The organism is Microbacterium marinilacus, from assembly GCF_019753765.1.
GTDB classification, from domain to species: domain Bacteria; phylum Actinomycetota; class Actinomycetes; order Actinomycetales; family Microbacteriaceae; genus Microbacterium; species Microbacterium marinilacus.
In genome coordinates this window covers 594,935-611,523 of record NZ_JAIJZW010000001.1, presented here as the reverse complement: position 1 = coordinate 611,523, position 16,589 = coordinate 594,935, and the positions used below count along the sequence as shown (strand labels likewise).

Annotated in this window: 18 protein-coding genes; 8 read left to right on the top strand and 10 right to left on the bottom strand. The window is 72.6% G+C overall.

The window, feature by feature from the left end:
* Positions 1-112: 112 nt before the first annotated feature.
* The 3 genes from K5S26_RS02770 to K5S26_RS02760 form a co-directional block, all read right to left on the bottom strand.
* On the bottom strand, positions 113-805 hold the full coding sequence (locus tag K5S26_RS02770) for a hypothetical protein (protein ID WP_221855733.1): 693 nt from the start codon (positions 803-805) through the stop codon (positions 113-115).
* Positions 802-1,350 (bottom strand): hypothetical protein, encoded by a 549-nt coding sequence (locus tag K5S26_RS02765; RefSeq protein ID WP_221855731.1) that lies wholly within the window; start codon positions 1,348-1,350, stop codon positions 802-804. The genes K5S26_RS02770 and K5S26_RS02765 overlap by 4 nt, the downstream gene beginning before the upstream one ends.
* A gap of 192 nt (positions 1,351-1,542) precedes the next feature.
* Positions 1,543-2,136 carry a dihydrofolate reductase family protein gene (locus K5S26_RS02760; RefSeq protein WP_221855729.1) on the bottom strand — a complete coding sequence of 198 codons (594 nt, stop codon included), beginning with the start codon at positions 2,134-2,136 and terminating at the stop codon, positions 1,543-1,545.
* Positions 2,137-2,262: 126 nt separating this feature from the next.
* Here K5S26_RS02760 and K5S26_RS02755 point away from each other — a divergent pair, with 126 nt between their 5' ends.
* Genes K5S26_RS02755 through K5S26_RS02745 form a run of 3 tightly spaced genes read left to right on the top strand, consistent with a single transcriptional unit; the run spans position 2,263 to position 5,046 of the window.
* A complete protein-coding gene (locus tag K5S26_RS02755) occupies positions 2,263-2,940 on the top strand; it encodes a response regulator transcription factor (RefSeq protein ID WP_221855727.1) in 678 nt (225 codons plus the stop codon).
* A complete protein-coding gene (locus tag K5S26_RS02750; protein ID WP_221855725.1) occupies positions 2,930-4,252 on the top strand; it encodes a sensor histidine kinase in 1,323 nt (440 codons plus the stop codon). Before K5S26_RS02755 ends, K5S26_RS02750 begins: the two co-directional genes overlap by 11 nt.
* A 56-nt stretch (positions 4,253-4,308) precedes the next feature.
* Positions 4,309-5,046: a PepSY domain-containing protein gene (locus K5S26_RS02745; protein WP_221855723.1), complete on the top strand. Its 738-nt coding sequence runs from the start codon at positions 4,309-4,311 to the stop codon at positions 5,044-5,046.
* A gap of 124 nt (positions 5,047-5,170) precedes the next feature.
* Here the strand turns inward: K5S26_RS02745 and K5S26_RS02740 are convergent, their stop codons facing one another.
* The gene (locus K5S26_RS02740) at positions 5,171-6,028 is read right to left on the bottom strand and encodes an aldo/keto reductase (RefSeq protein ID WP_281427092.1); all 858 of its coding nucleotides are present in this window, start codon (positions 6,026-6,028) and stop codon (positions 5,171-5,173) included.
* 75 nt (positions 6,029-6,103) lie between these two features.
* Between K5S26_RS02740 and K5S26_RS02735 the strand changes: the two genes are divergently transcribed.
* Together K5S26_RS02735 and K5S26_RS02730 are read left to right on the top strand one after the other, a co-directional pair.
* Positions 6,104-6,442 carry a MerR family transcriptional regulator gene (locus tag K5S26_RS02735; RefSeq protein ID WP_221855719.1) on the top strand — a complete coding sequence of 113 codons (339 nt, stop codon included), beginning with the start codon at positions 6,104-6,106 and terminating at the stop codon, positions 6,440-6,442.
* Between the two features lie 121 nt (positions 6,443-6,563).
* Entirely contained in the window at positions 6,564-7,259 is a 696-nt protein-coding gene (locus K5S26_RS02730; protein ID WP_221855717.1) for a hypothetical protein, read from the top strand.
* A 36-nt stretch (positions 7,260-7,295) separates the two neighbouring features.
* On the opposite strand, the gene ychF is transcribed toward K5S26_RS02730, so the two are convergent.
* The 4 genes from ychF to K5S26_RS02710 form a co-directional block, all read right to left on the bottom strand.
* Positions 7,296-8,369, bottom strand: coding sequence for a redox-regulated ATPase YchF (gene ychF, locus K5S26_RS02725; RefSeq protein ID WP_221855715.1), 1,074 nt, complete (start codon positions 8,367-8,369; stop codon positions 7,296-7,298).
* Positions 8,370-8,550: 181 nt separating this feature from the next.
* The gene (locus tag K5S26_RS02720) at positions 8,551-10,482 is read right to left on the bottom strand and encodes a YhgE/Pip domain-containing protein (protein WP_221855713.1); all 1,932 of its coding nucleotides are present in this window, start codon (positions 10,480-10,482) and stop codon (positions 8,551-8,553) included.
* Positions 10,479-11,351, bottom strand: coding sequence for a hypothetical protein (locus K5S26_RS02715; protein WP_221855711.1), 873 nt, complete (start codon positions 11,349-11,351; stop codon positions 10,479-10,481). Before K5S26_RS02715 ends, K5S26_RS02720 begins: the two co-directional genes overlap by 4 nt.
* Positions 11,348-11,992, bottom strand: coding sequence for a TetR/AcrR family transcriptional regulator (locus K5S26_RS02710; protein WP_221855709.1), 645 nt, complete (start codon positions 11,990-11,992; stop codon positions 11,348-11,350). Before K5S26_RS02710 ends, K5S26_RS02715 begins: the two co-directional genes overlap by 4 nt.
* A gap of 109 nt (positions 11,993-12,101) precedes the next feature.
* Between K5S26_RS02710 and K5S26_RS02705 the strand changes: the two genes are divergently transcribed.
* Together K5S26_RS02705 and K5S26_RS02700 are read left to right on the top strand one after the other, a co-directional pair.
* Positions 12,102-12,686 carry a 3'-5' exonuclease gene (locus tag K5S26_RS02705; protein ID WP_221855708.1) on the top strand — a complete coding sequence of 195 codons (585 nt, stop codon included), beginning with the start codon at positions 12,102-12,104 and terminating at the stop codon, positions 12,684-12,686.
* 28 nt (positions 12,687-12,714) lie between these two features.
* Positions 12,715-14,028, top strand: coding sequence for a DNA recombination protein RmuC (locus K5S26_RS02700; protein WP_221855706.1), 1,314 nt, complete (start codon positions 12,715-12,717; stop codon positions 14,026-14,028).
* Here K5S26_RS02700 and K5S26_RS02695 read toward each other — a convergent pair.
* Together K5S26_RS02695 and glpX are read right to left on the bottom strand one after the other, a co-directional pair.
* Positions 14,009-14,230 carry a UDP-N-acetylmuramyl pentapeptide phosphotransferase gene (locus K5S26_RS02695; protein ID WP_221855704.1) on the bottom strand — a complete coding sequence of 74 codons (222 nt, stop codon included), beginning with the start codon at positions 14,228-14,230 and terminating at the stop codon, positions 14,009-14,011. The two genes, K5S26_RS02700 and K5S26_RS02695, sit on opposite strands and share 20 nt — an antisense overlap.
* Before the next feature lie 161 nt (positions 14,231-14,391).
* Positions 14,392-15,372: a class II fructose-bisphosphatase gene (gene glpX, locus K5S26_RS02690; protein WP_221855702.1), complete on the bottom strand. Its 981-nt coding sequence runs from the start codon at positions 15,370-15,372 to the stop codon at positions 14,392-14,394.
* Positions 15,373-15,550: 178 nt separating this feature from the next.
* Here glpX and fbaA point away from each other — a divergent pair, with 178 nt between their 5' ends.
* On the top strand, positions 15,551-16,579 hold the full coding sequence (gene fbaA, locus K5S26_RS02685) for a class II fructose-bisphosphate aldolase (protein WP_221855700.1): 1,029 nt from the start codon (positions 15,551-15,553) through the stop codon (positions 16,577-16,579).
* The last annotated feature ends 10 nt before the right edge of the window (positions 16,580-16,589 follow it).

Here is a 16,589-nt window from a genome sequence, read left to right as displayed (position 1 = left end):
TCGCGGGTCGATCCCGATGAAGTAAAGCGCCTGGACGCCGGGCGGTCTCCGTCTGCTCCCGATGCGCGGGAGCAGACGTCCGCTCCTCCCGATCACCGGAGCAACCCGCGGGTCAGAGCCCCGAGCTGCGGCGACCGTCGTCGGGCGTATGGTGTGGCACGACCGCGGAGGCGAACCGCTGATGCGCGGAGGCGAACAGCTGCAGCGCCTCGCCCTCCGTCAGCCCCTCGACGCCGGGCAGCAGCAGGTACGGGATGTCCGGGCGCAGGTAGGGCTTGGGCCCCACCCGGTTCGCCCACCAGCCGGCCTGCCGGTTGACCACCGCGTGTCCCACCGGGGTGAGCGGCATGACGGTGCATCGGCCGCCGATGTCGTTCTTCACCCGCACCTGGCGCCGTTCGGGTGGCAGGAGGTGGCTCCAGGGGATCGGACCGATGCCACGCAGGGTGACGCCGCGGGGGTCCAGGCTCACCGGCTCCCTCTCGGCCCGCAGCCGCCCGCGCAGCAGGCGCGACGCGAGTGCGAGTCCGCCCACGCCGGCGAGACCGACGAACCCGAGGAACGCCCCGAAGAGGATCAGCAGCGCCCACACGCCGTCGTCGCGCAGCAGCAGCCCCGTGGCCAGCGCGACGGCGCCGACCGTGATCGCCCCGACGCAGGCGGCGTACATCGCGGTGCGGCGGCGCAGCCAGCGCGCCGTCGCGCCGGCGGGTGCGCCGGGCACCGACACTCCCCCGGCGGCCTCCAGCTGCTGCAGGATCCGCCCGACCCGGGGGCCGACCGCTCTCCGATCGTCCGTCGTCATCCGTCCCCCTCCAACGCACGCAGGGAGGTGACGATCTCCGTCAGCTCGTCACGCGACAGCTCGCCCCTGTCGCTGCGCAGCACGAGCGAGGGGTAGGAGGCGTCGTCGGGGTCGTCCAGGGAGATGATCGCGACGGGCTCCTCGAAGTCGCGGCAGAGGTTGGTGCACTCCGTGTACTGCTGCACGAACACCTGGGCGGGGCCGAGCCGGGTCTGCACCTCTGCCGCTTCCCGGGGCTCGGCGACGTCCTCCAGCGACACGTACACGCCGTGGGAGCCGTTCGCTCGAGGCCCCTGCTCGAGGCCGGCGCATGCGGACGAGTGCGCCTCCAGCGTGAGATCGCTGCCGAACGAGTACCTCGCGGTCGCGCACCCGTCGGCATCAGGACGGGCGGAGACCCGCGTGATGGTGAGGCGGTCGGGCACCCTGAGGTCGATCGCGAACCGCGGGTCGCTGATCTCGACATGACGACCGCTCGAGACCCAGAGCCGACCACCCAGCAGAGCGGGAAGGACCAGGGACAGCACGACCAGGAGGACGCCCACGGCGAGCGCTGCGCCGATCCACCACCGACGTCTGTGTGGCGCGGATCGCGGAGGGCCGTCCTGAACGTGCGTCATGGCGACTGATCGGTGTCCTCTCCGCTCGAGAACGTTACGGCGACCCGTGCGGCGGCGGGCCCGCAGAGAGCGTATCGAACGGGCGAGCGTCGGCCGGAGGCGGCAGACGTGCCCGGATCAGGACGCCTCAGGCCACGCGGACGATGCGTCGGCCGATCGGTAGTGGAGCAGGACGGTGCCGTTCTCGAAGGCGCGCCGCTGCGCGAGCTGGAGATCCAGACGCGCACCGTCGGGTATGGCGCGCAGGCCGCCTCCGACGACCTTCGGGACGATCACGAGCCGGTAGTCGCTGACCACGCCGGCGCGGATCGCTGCTGCGGCCGTGGTGGGCCCGAAGATCTCGACCTCGCCGCGCGACTCGTCGACGATGTCGTGGAGCGCGGACAGGCTCAGGTCGCCGACGACGCGCGCACGGTGCGACGCGTCGCCTCGGGCGGCGAGCGTGGAGGACGCCACGACGAGGTCCAGCCCGCGCCATCGCCGCGCGAACTCGTGCTCGTCGTCGCTCCAGGAGCCGTCGTCCGGGTCGGTCTCCCAGTACCGCATGAGCTCGTACGTGCGACGCCCCAGCACCTCGGTCGACACCGCGTCGAGCCGGTCGACGTGGAACCGGAACACGTCGTCGCCCGGCGCCGCCCATTGGAAGTCCCCGTCGGCGTCGGCGGCATAGCCGTCGATCGACATGATCGCGGTGTAGCTGAGAGTGCCCATGCCACATGGTCACGCCGCGCGCCGCCGACCGCAATGGGTCGCGTCACCGGGCCCGTGCGCGGGGCGCGCCCGGTGCTTCAGCCCCGCTTCAGCACGGCTTCAGCGGCGCTCGGCCACACTGGGGGCATGCGGATCCTGGTTGTCGACGACGAGAGACGTCTCGCCGAGGGCGTCCGGCGCGGGCTGGAGGCGGAGGGGTTCGCCGTCGACGTCGCGCACGACGGCGTCGACGGGCTCTGGCGCGCACGCGAGAGGGCGTACGACGCGATCGCCCTCGACCTCATGATGCCGGGCATGAGCGGATGGAAGGTCTGCGCGGCGCTCCGCGCGGAAGGCAACTGGACGCCGGTGCTGATGCTCACCGCCAAGGACGGCGAGTGGGATCAGCTCGAGGCGTTCGAGAGCGGTGCCGACGACTACGTCACCAAGCCGTTCTCCTTCGCCGTGCTCGTCGCCCGCCTGCGCGCGCTGATCCGGCGCGGCGGCGTCGAACGTCCGGTGGTGCTCGAGGCCGGCGACCTCCGCGTCGATCCCGGCGCCCACCGCGTCTGGCGGGGCGATGCCGAGGTGCCCCTCACCGCGCGCGAGTTCGCCGTGCTGGAGCAGCTCGTCCGGCGCCGCGGCGACGTCGTGTCCAAGCGCGAGCTGATCGAGAGCGTGTGGGACGACGACTTCGAGGGCGACCCGAACATCGTCGAGGTCTACGTGGGGCACCTGCGTCGCAAGGTGGACCGCCCGTTCGGGCGATCGGCCATCGAGACGATCCGCGGCGTCGGATACCGTCTGGCGTCCGATGGGGGCTGAGCGGAGGTTCGGCTCCGTCCGGGCGCGCACCACGCTCGGCGCGACGCTGGTCGTGGCCGTGGCGCTGGCCGTCGGTGCGGCGGCGTTCTTCCTCGTGCTGAGGGGCAGCGTGCTCGCCGGTGCGGAGCGGACGGCCGAGGCACGCGCCGAGCAGCTCGCCCAGGCGGTCGAGGCGGACGGCGCCGACGCCGTGTCCGTCCTCGACGACGAGGTCGTCCAGCTCCTCGACGACGCCGGCGACGTGGTGGCGACGTCCGACGAGGCCGAGGGGGTGCGGCTGCCGCCCGGCGATCCGTCGCTGGTCACGGTCGACGAGGAGACCGTGCTGCTCGCCTCGGAGGACGTCGAGTCGGTGCGCGGGCTGGACGGGGACGGTCACGTCGTCGTGGGCGTCCCCATCGACGACGAGCTGGAGACGCTGACGACGGTGGGGGTCATGCTCGCCGTTGCCGTGCCGCTCATCGTCGCGCTCGTCGCGGCCACCACCTGGTTCGTCACGGGACGGGCGCTGCGACCGGTGACGCGCATCCGGCGGGAAGTCGACGGCATCACCGCCGACCGCTTGGACCGGCGTGTCCCCGTGCCGGAGTCGTCGGACGAGATCGCGGCGCTCGCCACCACCATGAACGTCATGCTCGACCGGCTCGACCGCTCCGCGCAGGCGCAGCGCGCCTTCGTCTCCGACGCCTCCCATGAGCTGCGATCGCCGCTCGCGACCATCCGCCAGCATGCGGAGCTCGCGCAGACGTACCCGCAGACCACGTCGGTGTCGGAGCTGGCCGAGGTCGTCCACGAGGAAGGGCTGCGCCTGCAGGGCATCGTGGACGCGCTGCTGCTGCTCGCCCGGCTCAGCGAGGGCGCGGAGGACACCTCCGAGGCCGTGGACGTCGACGATCTGGCCCTCGCGGAGGCCTCCCGGCTGCGGGCGCGGGGTCTCGAGATCGACTCGGCGGGCATCGGGGCCGCACGCGTCTGCGGAAGCGGGCGCCTGCTGGGCCAGGTGCTGCGCAACCTGTGCGACAACGCCGCGCGGCACGCCGCGGGCCGGGTGTCCATCGCCACCCGCGAGGCGGACGGCGAGGTGGTCATCACCGTCGAGGATGACGGGGCGGGCATCCCCGAGGCGGAGCGCGAGCGGGTGTTCGAGCGCTTCGTGCGGCTCGACGAGGCGCGAGCGCGCGACGCGGGCGGCAGCGGGCTCGGTCTCGCGATCGTGCAGGGCATCGCGTCAGCCGGCGGCGGCACGGTCGAGGTCGGCGACTCGCGCTGGGGCGGCGCGCGCTTCACCGTGACGCTGCCCGCGCTTCCCTGAAGACGTCTTCAGGGCGTTTCAGAACCGCTTCAGCACTGTCGGCGCACGATCGGACCATGAGCGATCACGACAGCACCTCCCCCATCACCCCCGAGACCTCGGCCACGGCACCGACCGACGCCGGCACGCAGCAGAGCACGCAGGAGCCGGCGCCACGCCGCCGGCGCGGACTCCTCATCGCGGGGGCCGTCGTCGTGGGTGCGCTGCTCGCGGGCGGCGGCGTCGCCGCCGGCGCGGCCCTCGCCGACCACGATGACGACGACGATCACGTCACGCGCTCGTCCCAGGACGACGATGGCCAGGCGCCCCGCGACGACGATCGCGACGACGACGGTGACGGCGCCGGATCCGCGGGGTCGGCGACCGGCTCGGTGGAGGCGTACGGCGCCGCCTCGGCCGCGGACGTCGTCGACGCGGTCGAGGCCGCCTCGTCGGTCGCCGAGGGCGACCCCGTGAACGTCGAGGCGCAGCGCGACGGCGCGTGGGAGGTCGCGTTCGAGACGACCGCGGGCGACGAGACCGAGGCCCGTGTCTCGGCGGACGGCACGGCCGAGGTCATCGCCACGGAGGCGGCGGACGCCGACGAACGCGCGCCCGAGAACGTGCTCGACGCCGACGCCATCGCGTCCCTCGTCGAAGCGGCCCTCGCGGACACCGACGGCACGGTCGTCGAGGTCGGCAGCGACGACGGCACGACCCCCTGGGATGTCACGGTGCTCACCGCCGACGGTCTTGAGGTCGAGCTCGACCTCGACGCCGACTTCGCGATAACCGCCCGCGACACGGACGACTGACCCGCGGCCTCGTCCTCGGACGAGACCGAACCCGCGCGGCGAGACAGAGACCCCCGCGCGAGACCCCCGCCGTCACGGCCGGTCTCGCGCGGGGGTCTCTGTCTCGCGGCCGGCGGACGCGCGGTCAGCGCGACGACAGCGCCCGCAGCTCGTCGGCGGAGAGCGTCAGGTCGTGCGCTTCGAGGTTGCTGCGCAGGTGCGACTCCGACGTCGTGCCGGGTATCGCGATCACGTGCTCCCCCTGGGCGAGGAGCCAGGCGAGCGCCACCTGCGACGCCTCCGCGCCCCGCGCCGCCGCCACCTCGGCGACCCGCGCGTCCTGCTCGACCGTCCCCATCGCCAGCGGGAAGAAGGCGACGAAGGTGGTCCCCGTGGTCGACGTCGCCCGCAGCACGTCGGCGGACGACCGGTCGCCGACGCTGTATGGGTTCTGCACGGCGTCGATCCGGGTGATCCCGCGGGCGCGGTCCAGCAGCTCCGCGTCGATCCCCGACAGGCCTACCCCGCCGATCGCGCCCGCATCGCGCGCCTCGGCGAGGACGCCCAGCTGGTCCTCCAGCGGGAAGGACTCGTCGACGCGGTGCAGGTAGACGAGGTCGATCCGTTCGCGACGCAACCGTCGCCGACCGAGCTCGAGTTGCTGCCGCAGGTAGGCGGGATGCCCGAGCGGCACCCACTCGGACGCGGACGGTCGCACGTTGCCGATCTTCGTGGCGACGACGACCTCGGGCAGCGTGGCCAGCGCCTCCCCGACGAGCTCCTCCCCCGCGCCCAGCGCATACGCGTCGGCCGTGTCGACGTGGTCGACTCCCACGTCGATGGCATGGCGGAGGAAGCGGATCAGCTCGTGCCTGTCGGTCGGCGGCTGCCACACGGGCGCCGTCGGTCCGCGCCGCTGATCCGGACGGTCAGCCAGGCGCATGGTCCCGAGTCCTATGCGGGAGACGTGCCGTCCGGGAATGAGTTCGTGTCTGTTCGTCATGCGGCAAGCGTCGGCCCTTCACACGGTGTGAAGGTCAAGCGGAATCGTCCGGCTGCGCCCGACGTTGCCGACGACATGCTCATCGGACAGCTCGCCGAACGCACCGGCTCCAGCCGCCGGTCCTTGCGCTATTACGAGGAGCAGGGTCTCATCGCCGCCTCACGGGACCGCAACGGGTACCGCTCTTACCCGGCGGGGACCGAGCAGTCCGTCCGACGCATCCGCGTGCTCCTGGGTGCGGGGATCCCCGTCAGGGTGATCCGCGATGTCCTCGACTGCGTGTGCGGCGGCGACGCGGAGATCGAGCCGTGCATGGAGCCCGCGTTGCGCGAGGAGCTGCGCCGCGCCGACGAGCGGATCGACGAGCACCTCGCACGCCGTGACGAGCTGCGGAAGGTGCTCGAGGCGTTCTGAGCCGGGCGATGAGCCGTCCGTGGATGCGAGGCCTCGTGCCATGCTTGGATCGTCCAGGACGCTGGCGGAGGGTGAGCATGCGACTGTGACGATGAGTCGTGTCGTCGAAGGAGCAGCTCGCGTGTCCCGCAACGCCAAGATCACCACGGCGCTGATCGCCCTGGCCTTCGCCACGGTGGCGCTGACCGGCTGCACCGCCACCGCAGCGCCCGAGTCCGCCGAGGAGTCACCCGCTGCCTCCCCCGCTGCGGCTGCCGCCGCGAGCGAGCCGACTCCCGCGGCTACTCCGACGCCGGAATCCACCGAGCCGGAAACCTGCCTCAGCTTGTCTTCGGTCACGGGCACCGACGATTTGTTCCTGGAGCGAAAGAAGCCCCTCAAGGATCTGGGCGTGCGGGAGTTCGCGCAAGGCGAGGTGACGCTCGACGAGGACGGCGTCCCCGTGACGTACACCGTCGAGCCCGGCGACGTCGAGGCCGTGATCGCTGAGCGGCTCTGCGCGTACCCGGTTCTCGCCTCGATGAACCACGAGCACTACGTCTACCCGGGGCTGGTGCTCTGGCTCAACCCCGACCCCGAAACCCCGTCGCTGGACTTCTACGCGCCGAGGGACGCGGAGGCCGGGTTCAAGCAGATCCCGTACCAGGAGGCCATCACGGCGGCGGGCGTGGCGGCGGACGCGGGCGACATCGACACCGTGCGAGCGATCTGGAACGACACGCCCTTGGGCATGTTCACGGACCAGGAGGCCATCGACACGATCCAGCAGGTGGTCGACTCCGGCGACCCTGACGCCCTGCGCCAGCTGTTCTCCTGAACCCCGCGGGGCTCCCGCCCGACGGCGTAGTTGCCGTCACACGTTGAAGCGGAACTCCACCACGTCGCCGTCGGCCATGACGTAGTCCTTGCCCTCGATGCGCACGCGGCCCTTCGACTTGGCCTCGGCCATCGAGCCCGCCTCGTCGAGGTCGGCGAATGAGACGACCTCGGCCTTGATGAAGCCGCGCTCGAAGTCGGTGTGGATGACGCCGGCGGCCTGCGGGGCGGTCGCGCCCTTGCGGATCGTCCAGGCGCGCGACTCCTTGGGGCCCGCGGTCAGGTAGGTCTGCAGGCCGAGCGTCTCGAAGCCGACGCGGGCGAGCTGGTCGAGGCCCGACTCCTGCTGGCCGAGGGACTGCAGCAGCTCGAGCGCCTCCTCGGCGTCGAGGTCGATCAGCTCCGACTCGACCTTCGCGTCGAGGAAGACCGCCTTGGCGGGGGCGACGAGCTCGGCGAGCTGCGTCATGCGCGCGTCGTCGGTGAGCACGCCCTCGTCGACGTTGAAGACGAACAGGGCGGGCTTGGCGGTCAGCAGGCCCAGCTCGCGGATCGGCGTGACGTCGAAGCCCGCCTGGAAGAGCGTCTTGCCCGAGTCGAGCACGTCCTTCGCCGCCTGCGCCGCCTCGAGCACGGCCGCGTCGGCCTTCTTGCCCTTGACCTCCTTCTCGAGGCGCGGCAGCGCCTTCTCGAGCGTCTGGAGGTCGGCGAGGATCAGCTCGGTGTTGATGGTCTCCATGTCGGAGGCCGGGTCGACCTTGCCGTCGACGTGCACGACGTCCGCGTCGGCGAAGCCGCGCACGACCTGCGCGATCGCGTCGGCCTCGCGGATGTTCGCGAGGAACTGGTTGCCCAGGCCCTCGCCCTCGCTTGCACCGCGCACGATGCCCGCGATGTCGACGAACGACACCGGCGCCGGCAGGACGCGCTGCGACCCGAAGATCTCCGCCAGCCGGGTCAGCCGCGGGTCGGGCAGCTCGACCACGCCGACGTTCGGCTCGATCGTCGCGAACGGGTAGTTCGCGGCGAGCACCGTGTTCTTGGTCAGGGCGTTGAAGAGGGTCGACTTGCCGACGTTCGGGAGTCCGACGATTCCGATGGTGAGAGCCACGGGAGTCCAGTCTACGCGGGCCGCGCCGCCCCTCCCCGCGCCGCTTGCCCCTCGCGAGTGCCATTCGGCACTCGGACCGGATCCGTGAGTGCCATATGGCACTCGGGCAGGCTCGGCGAGTGCCATATGGCACTCACCGACAGGCCGCGCCTCGCGCCCGTGCGCACCTCGGGCGACTGACTCAGCCGATGAGCGACGGCCTCAGGTCGCGCATCGTCCGGGTGCGGGTCATCCGCAGCGTGCTGAGGTAGGCGACCACCAGAGACCCGATCAGCCACACCGCCAGGAACAGCGCATCGGCCTGCGCCCGTTCGAGGTCTCCGCCGTACATCAGCTGGCGGATGCCGTCGACGGCATGGCTCATCGGCAGCGCCTCGTGCAGCGTGCGCAGCAGCGGCGGCAGCGTCTGCCACGGGAACGTGCCGCCCGCGCTGACGAGCTGCAGCACCATGAGCACCAGGCCGAGGAACTGTCCGACGCTGCCCAGCAGCAGGTTGAGGGTCAGGATGATCGCCGCGTACGTCGCCGACGTCAGCGCCATGAACCCCACCATCCCCCACGGGTGCGCCACGGAGTAGCCGAGCGCGACGGTGATGATGCCGAACACGGCCACCATCTGGACGGCGCCCAGCACGGCCGGCGTCGTCCACGCGGCGGCGGCGATCGGCAGCGGCCGGCGCAGCGCCGTCACCGCGCGCTTGGAGTACGGCTTGACGATCAGGAAGAGCGCGTAGATCCCGATCCAGGCGGACAGGCTGATGAAGAACGGGGCCATCCCTGCGCCGTACGACGAGGCCTCGGCGACGTCGGCGTCCTGCACCCGCACCGGATCCGCGATCGCCGCGGCAGCGGTGCTCCGCTCGTCCTCGTCCTGGTCGGGGATGCGGTCGAGCCCCGACGCGAGACCGTCGCGCAGCTCCGCGGCGCCGGAGTCGAGATCCGCGAGACCGCTGGCGAGGGTGTCGCTGCCGTCGGCCAGCTGCCGCGTGCCGCTCGAGAGCGACGCCGCCCCCTGATCGGCGCTCGCGATGCCGTCGGCGAGCGCCGGCGTCGCCGCGGCGAGCTGCGCGGTCCCGTCCGCCACCGCGGCGCTGCCGTCGGCGAGCGCTGCGATATCGTCCGCCGCCGACTGCACGCGATCGTTCGCGCTCTCGAGGTCGTCGCGCACCGGGGTCACGATGCCGAGCACGGCCTTCACCTGGTCGGACGTCAGCCCGACGCCGTCGAGGCGGGAGCGGATGTCGTCGTCGCTGGGCGCGTCGGCGACGGCGCGGGCCACCTCGTCGGCGATGGGCTGCACGGTGCCGGACAGCTGGGCGTTGCCGTCGGCGACCTGGCGAGCGCCGTCGGCGAGCTGCTGCGTCTGCGCGGGCAGGTCGCGGGTGTTGTCGTCCAGCGTGGCGAGCCCCGCGGCGAGCGCGGCGGCGCCGTCGGCCGCGGTGCCCGCGCCGTCGGCGAGCGTGTCGGCGCCGCTCTTGGCCGAGTCGGCCCCGTCGGCGAGCTGACGGGCGCCGTCCGCGGCGTCGGCGATGCTCGACCGGATCGTCGCGATGCCGTCCAGGAGGGTGCGTGCGGCCTCCTCGCCGACCTCGCGGGTCAGGCTCGCCTTCACCGCGGCGGTGACCTGGTCGGCGATCGTTCCCGCGAGGTAGCTGTTGGCGTCGTTGGTGGTCAGCTCGATGACCGCCTGGCGAGGATCGTCGCCGGCGGCGGAGACGAGGTCGTCGGAGAACTCGGGGCCGAGCGTCACGACGAAGTCGTACGTGCCGACGCGCAGCCCGTCGCGGGCGGCGTCCGCCGACACCACGTCCCAGCCGACCGTGCCGTCGTCGAGCAGCTGGTCGCGCACCTCGTCGCCGTAGACGACCAGCTCGTCGTCGGACTCGTCCGATCCGTCGCCGGCGAGCTCGGCGTCGCTGCTCGTGGTGCCCTCGTCCTGCACGACGAGGGCGACCGGCACGTCGTGCAGGTTGCCGTACGGATCGTCGTTGCCCCAGAGGTAGAGGCCGGCGTAGAGGACGGGCACGAGCATGAGCGCCGTCAGCGCGACCGCCGCCATGGGCGTCGCCACGAGGCGCTTGAGCTCGGTACGGACCAGTGTGAGGAACGTCACGATGTCCCCTCCTCGGGGTCGGTGCGCGGCGGTGCGGGGTCGGCGACGCCGTCCGTGCTGTTCTGCTCGATGGGGGCGTCGGCGGCGCGGCCTTCGTCGTCCGGTGCGTCGTCCTCCTCGTCTCGGGCGTCGGGCGCGTCGTCGCCGAGCGCCTCGGGAGCCGCGTCCGGCGCGACCGTCGCCGTGCCGCTCTCCGGCGGGGCCTCCTCGAACGCGACCTCATCCGGGGCGGCCGGCTCACGGCCAGGCGCGTCCAGGTCGAGGGCATGCGGCAACGGCCGGGTGTCGACGTCCACCCCGAGCGCCTCGATCGCCGCCCGTCCCGCGAGCACCAGCACCGCCAGTCCCCGGCTCGCGAGGTCGTCGGCCACTGCGCGCCATGCGACGGGGTCGCCGCCGTGGCGGTCCGGCGAGACGATGACGACCGCCTCGACGCCCGGGCGCAGCGTCGCCGCCTCGGCCAGCACGCGCAGACGCACGGCGGCGGGCACGTCGTGGACGCGTGTGCGGGCCTCGCCCGCCGCGCCCCACTGCGACAGCAGCCGGGCGGTGGCCGCGCGTGCGCCCCGGACTCCGGCGTAGCGCAGCTCCTCGCGCACGACGTCCGCAAGGCGCAGGTCGTCGGGCGGCGCGCTCACGTCGGGCGCGTCCACGAGCGCGACGGCGTTGCGCAGCCGACGGTGGTCGGCCTCGCCGTCGATCGTGACCTCCCCGGTGTCGGGGCTCATCCGCCCGCTCAGCACCAGGCCCAGCACGGTGGGCCGCTGGCCGCCCTCGACGGGCACCACGCGCACCTGACCGCCGCGCACGTGCACGGTGGTCTCGGGCAGCGCGCGCCCCTTGGAGATGCCACGCGCCGAAAGCCTCACGGCCTCCCCCGGCGCACGGACGTGCGCGGCTCCGCGCCGACGGCGTCGGCGACGGCCGCCGCGTCGCGCCACGACAGGCCGGCGATGCCGAGGGCCATCACGATCACGAGGCGACGGGCGGCAGCGTCGTCCGCCTCCTGCCGGACGACCTCGTCCAGCACGTCGAGCGCCTGACGCTCGATGAGCCGCGAGACCGTCTGGACGTCCGCGTCCGCCCGGAAGACGCCCCGCTCGACGCCACGCGAGACCGCCGCGCGCAGGGAGGCTCGGATGGGCTCGAGCCCGCGCGCCACGGTGTGCTCGAGGGGACCGCCGACCACCATGCGCGCGACGAGCTTGACGTGCGCGACCTCGGTCCACAGCGCCGAGCCGATCTTCGCGACGTGGACGGCGGGGTCGTCGTCGCCCACGTCGGCGAGGGCCTCGGCGATCCGCGCCGCTCCGCGGCTCGCCAGCTCGGTCAGAAGCTCGTCGCGCGAGGCGAAGTGCCCGTAGACCGAGCGCCTGCTGAGGCCGGCCGCCGAGGCGACGGCGTCGATCGACGCGTCCGGGTCCCGCCGCATGACGGCGGCGGCGGCCGAAAGGATCGCCTCGCGGTTGGCGAGAGCGTCGCGGCGGGGTCGGCGGGTCGGCGTGGGCACCAGGCCAGCGTAATAACTTGCACACTAACGTGCAACTTCATTCGGCGATCTGCCAGCTGCCGCGGCGCGCCTCCCGCCCGCGGAGCGTCGGCGGACGGACGCTGGGCACATGCCGCTGGACTTCACCGCGATCGACTTCGAGACAGCGAACGGATCGAGGGCCTCGGCGTGCCAGGTGGGCCTGACCCGCGTGCGCGACGGCCGCGTGGTCGAGACGGCCGGGTGGCTCATCCGCCCGCCGGCCGGCCACGACCTGTTCCAGGAGTGGAACACGCGCATCCACGGCATCACAGCCGAGGACGTCGTCGACGCCCTCGGCTGGGACGAGCAGATCGAGGACCTCATCGGCTTCGCCGGAGAGGATGTCCTGGTGGCGCACAACGCCAGCTTCGACATGGGCGTGCTGCGCGCGGCCTGCGAGGTCACCGCCTTCGCGCTGCCCTCCTACCGCTATCTCTGCACGCTGCAGGTCGCGCGCAAGGCGTACACGCTGCCGTCGTACCGCCTGCCGGTGGCGGCCGAGGCCGCTGGCTTCGTCGGCTTCTCCCACCACGACGCGATCGCCGACGCCCTCGCGTGCGCGCACATCGTCATCGACGCCGCACGTCGCGCCGGCGCAGCCGATGTCGGCGCCCTCGCCGCGGCGCTGGGCGTACGCACCTCGCAGCTCGCCCCGGCCGCCGTCGCGGCATGATGTCGGTGGCCCCGGGCATGCTGAGGCCATGGACGCACTCGCACTGATCGCGCTGGCCGTCGCCCTCCTCGCCGGCGGCGCGCTGGGCTGGCTCGCGCGCGCCGCGCGTTCGACCCGCGAGGCCTCCGAGACGCGCGCCGCGCTGGCGGCACGCGACGCCGAGGTGGTCGCGCTGCGCGAGGCTGTCGACCGCCAAGAAGACCTGCGGCGGGATGCCGTCGCGCACGCGCAGGCCGAGCGCGCCTCGGCGGAGGAGCGGGCACGGCGTGAGTCCGCCGTGCTGACGGCCCTCTCCCCCGTGCGCGACAGCCTGCAGCGCATGCAGCAGCGCGTCGACGAGATGGAGCGCGAGCGACACGGCCAGTTCGGCTCGATCGCCGAGCAGCTGCGTCGCGCCCAGGCGTCGGACGAGGCGCTGCGCGCCACCACCGAGTCGCTCGCGGGCGCACTGCGCTCCACCACCGTCCGCGGCGTCTGGGGCGAGGCACAGCTCCGCCGCGTGGTGGAGGCCGCAGGCCTGCTCCGGCACGTCGACTTCGACGTCCAGGCGTCCCTCACTACCGAGGGATCAGCCGGCCGCCCCGACATGGTGGTGCGGCTGCCGGGAGACAAGGCGATCGCGATCGACGCGAAGGCTCCTCTCGACGCGTTCCTCGATGCGGCCGCGATCCCGGACACGGCCACCGGCGACGACGCGCGACGACGGCGGGAGCTGCTGAGCCGTCACGTCAAGGCGGTGCGCGCGCACGTCGACGCCCTCGCCAAGAAGGCCTATTGGGAGGGCCTGCCCTCGAGCCCCGAGTTCGTGGTCTGCTTCCTGCCCAGCGAGTCGATCCTGGCTGTGGCCCTCGATGAGGACCCGACGCTGCTCGAGCACGCGTTCGCCAGGCGCGTCGCCCTCGCCTCTCCCGTGAACCTCTGGGCCGTGCTGAAGACCGTCGCCTACGCCTGGACCCAGCAGGAGGTGTCCGACGAGGCGCGCACGCTGTTCGCCCTCGGCAACGAGCTGTACGGGCGGCTCGGCACGCTCGCTCAGCACGCCGACGATCTGCGTCGCTCGATCGATCGCACGGTCGACGCGTACAACCGCTTCGCCGGATCGCTGGAGTCGCGCGTGCTCGTCACGGCCCGACGCTTCCCCGGGATCGATCAGACGAAGCTCGACGCGGCGGCTGCGCCCTCGCCGATCCACACCTCCACGCGACGCATGGCGGCACCCGAGCTGGTCGAGGGACTGCAGCCGGAGCCGGTCGTCGACACGGCGAACGCGGAGTCGATCGGCGAGCTCCTGGACCCGTCGCGACTCGGCGACGACGAGTCGGTCAGCCGGGGAAGAAGCTGAGCAGGGCGGTCACCGCGCCCGAGAAGACGAGGAAGGCGCCGACGAACCACCAGGCGCTGGCCTCCTGGCCCGGAGGGCGGCGGACGCGCAGCAGCACGTCGGGCCGGCGAGCCGGATCCGTGACCGTCGGCTGAGCGGCAGGTCGCGGCGCCGTCTGGCGCGGCGCCTGAACGCGTTGAACCGGCGCATGCTGTACGGACATGCCTCGCCCCCTGCCGTGTCGGTGCGCCCCGTCCGGGGGCGTTCTCAGCCGGGAACCATTCTTCCAGACCGAACCTCCGAAGTCGGTCACAGGTGCATCACACGGCGCGCCGCGCCGACGCCTCCGATGCGGCGGCGCGGGCGCTCAGGACGCGCGTGGGCTCAGAGCCACTTCGAGACGAGGTGGTCCGAGGAGACACGCCGCATCGTGCCCGAGTGGCTGCGCAGCACGACGCTCTCGGTGTAGACGTAGTCGCCCTGACGGCGCACGCCGGCGACGAGCTGGCCGTCGGTCACGCCCGTGGCGACGAACAGGGTGTTGTTGCCGGCCACGAGCTCCTCGGCCTCGTACACGTAGTCCATCCGCAGACCCGCGTCGATCCCCTTCTGGCGCTCCTCGTCGTCGCGCGGCCAGAGCCGCCCCTGGATGTGCCCGCCGAGGGCCTTGATCGCGCACGCGGTCACGATGCCCTCCGGGCTGCCGCCCACGCCCACGCACATGTCGATGCGCGCGTCGTGCCGCGCCGCGTTGATGCCGCCCGCCACGTCGCCGTCGCTCATCAGGCGCGTGCCCGCCCCGGCCTCGCGGATCTCACGGATGAGCTGCTCGTGACGCGGGCGGTTGAGCACCGAGACGACCAGCTCGTCGACCGGCTTGCCGAGCGCCCCTGCCAGCAGGCGGATGTTCTCGCCGATGGGCAGGCGGATGTCGACGACGCCGACGCCCGCGGGGCCTGTGACGAGCTTGTCCATGTAGAAGACGGTCGAGGCGTCCAGCATCGTGCCGCGGTCGGACATCGCGATCACCGACAGGGCGTTCTGCCGTCCGGCCGCGGTGAGCGACGTGCCGTCGATCGGGTCGACCGCGATGTCGTACGCGCGCCCCTCGCCCGTGCCCACGTGCTCGCCGTTGTAGAGCATGGGGGCGTTGTCCTTCTCGCCCTCACCGATGACGACCACCCCGTCGAAGTCGACCGTCGACAGGAACGCGCGCATGCCGTCCACCGCCGCACCGTCCGCCGCCTCCTTGTCACCGCGGCCGATGAACGGCACCGCGCGGATCGCGGCGGCCTCGGTGGCGCGCACCAGCTCGAGGGCGATGTTGCGATCCGGGTGGAGGGGGGACATGTCAGAGGTCTGCATGGTTCCACGCTAAGCCGGGCGAGCCGGATCGGCCCGGCGCGCCGCCCGGCAGGATTGCCGTTTCTTTCGGAATCGAAAATCTCGTGCCGGGCGGGACGGGGCGCGGCGGCCTCGGTGGAACGCCGGCGCCGCGCCGATAGACTGGCCGGGCTTCATCGACCGAACTCAAGGAGTCGTCATGCCTTTCGCCACCCCGGATCAGTACGCGGAGATGCTCGACCGAGCGAAGGCCGGCGGCTTCGCGTATCCGGCGATCAACGTCTCGAGCTCCCAGACCGTCAACGCCGTGCTGCAGGGGCTGCAGGAGGCCGGCAGCGACGGCATCCTGCAGGTCACGACGGGCGGCGCCGACTACTTCGCCGGCCACACCGTGAAGAACCGCGCGATCGGCGCGATCGCGATGGCCGAGTACGTCAAGCGCGTGGCCGCGTCCTACGACATCACCGTGGCGGTGCACACCGACCACTGCCCGAAGGACGCGCTCGACAGCTTCCTGCTGCCGATCCTCGCGGCCTCCGAGGAGCAGGTGAAGGCGGGCGGCCAGGCGATCTTCCACTCGCACATGTGGGACGGCTCGGCCGTTCCCCTCGACGAGAACATCGAGATCGCCTCCGAGCTGCTGCCGCGGCTGCACAACATCAACGCGATCCTCGAGATCGAGGTCGGCGTCGTCGGCGGCGAGGAGGACGGCGTCAAGCACGAGGGCTCGAACGAGGCCCTGTACACGACCGTCGCGGACGTCGCGAAGGCGGTCGAGGCCCTCGGGCTCGGCGAGAAGGGCCGCTACATCTCCGCCCTCACCTTCGGAAACGTCCACGGCGTGTACAAGCCGGGCGGCGTGAAGCTCCGCCCCGAGCTGCTCGGCGAGATCCAGGAGGGCATCGCCGCACAGTTCGGCACGGACGCCAAGCCGCTCGACCTCGTCTTCCACGGCGGCTCCGGCTCGACCGAGGACGAGATCGCGACCGCCGTCCGCAACGGCGTCGTGAAGATGAACATCGACACCGACACCCAGTACGCCTTCACCCGCTCGATCGCGGGCTACATGCTCACGAACTACGAGGGCGTGCTGAAGGTCGACGGCGAGGTCGGCAACAAGAAGCAGTACGACCCCCGCGCATGGGGCAAGGTCGCCGAGTCGGCCATGGCCGCCCGCGTGGTGGACGCCACGAAGCAGCTCGGCTCGCACGGCAAGTCGCAGGCCTGACGCCGCCACG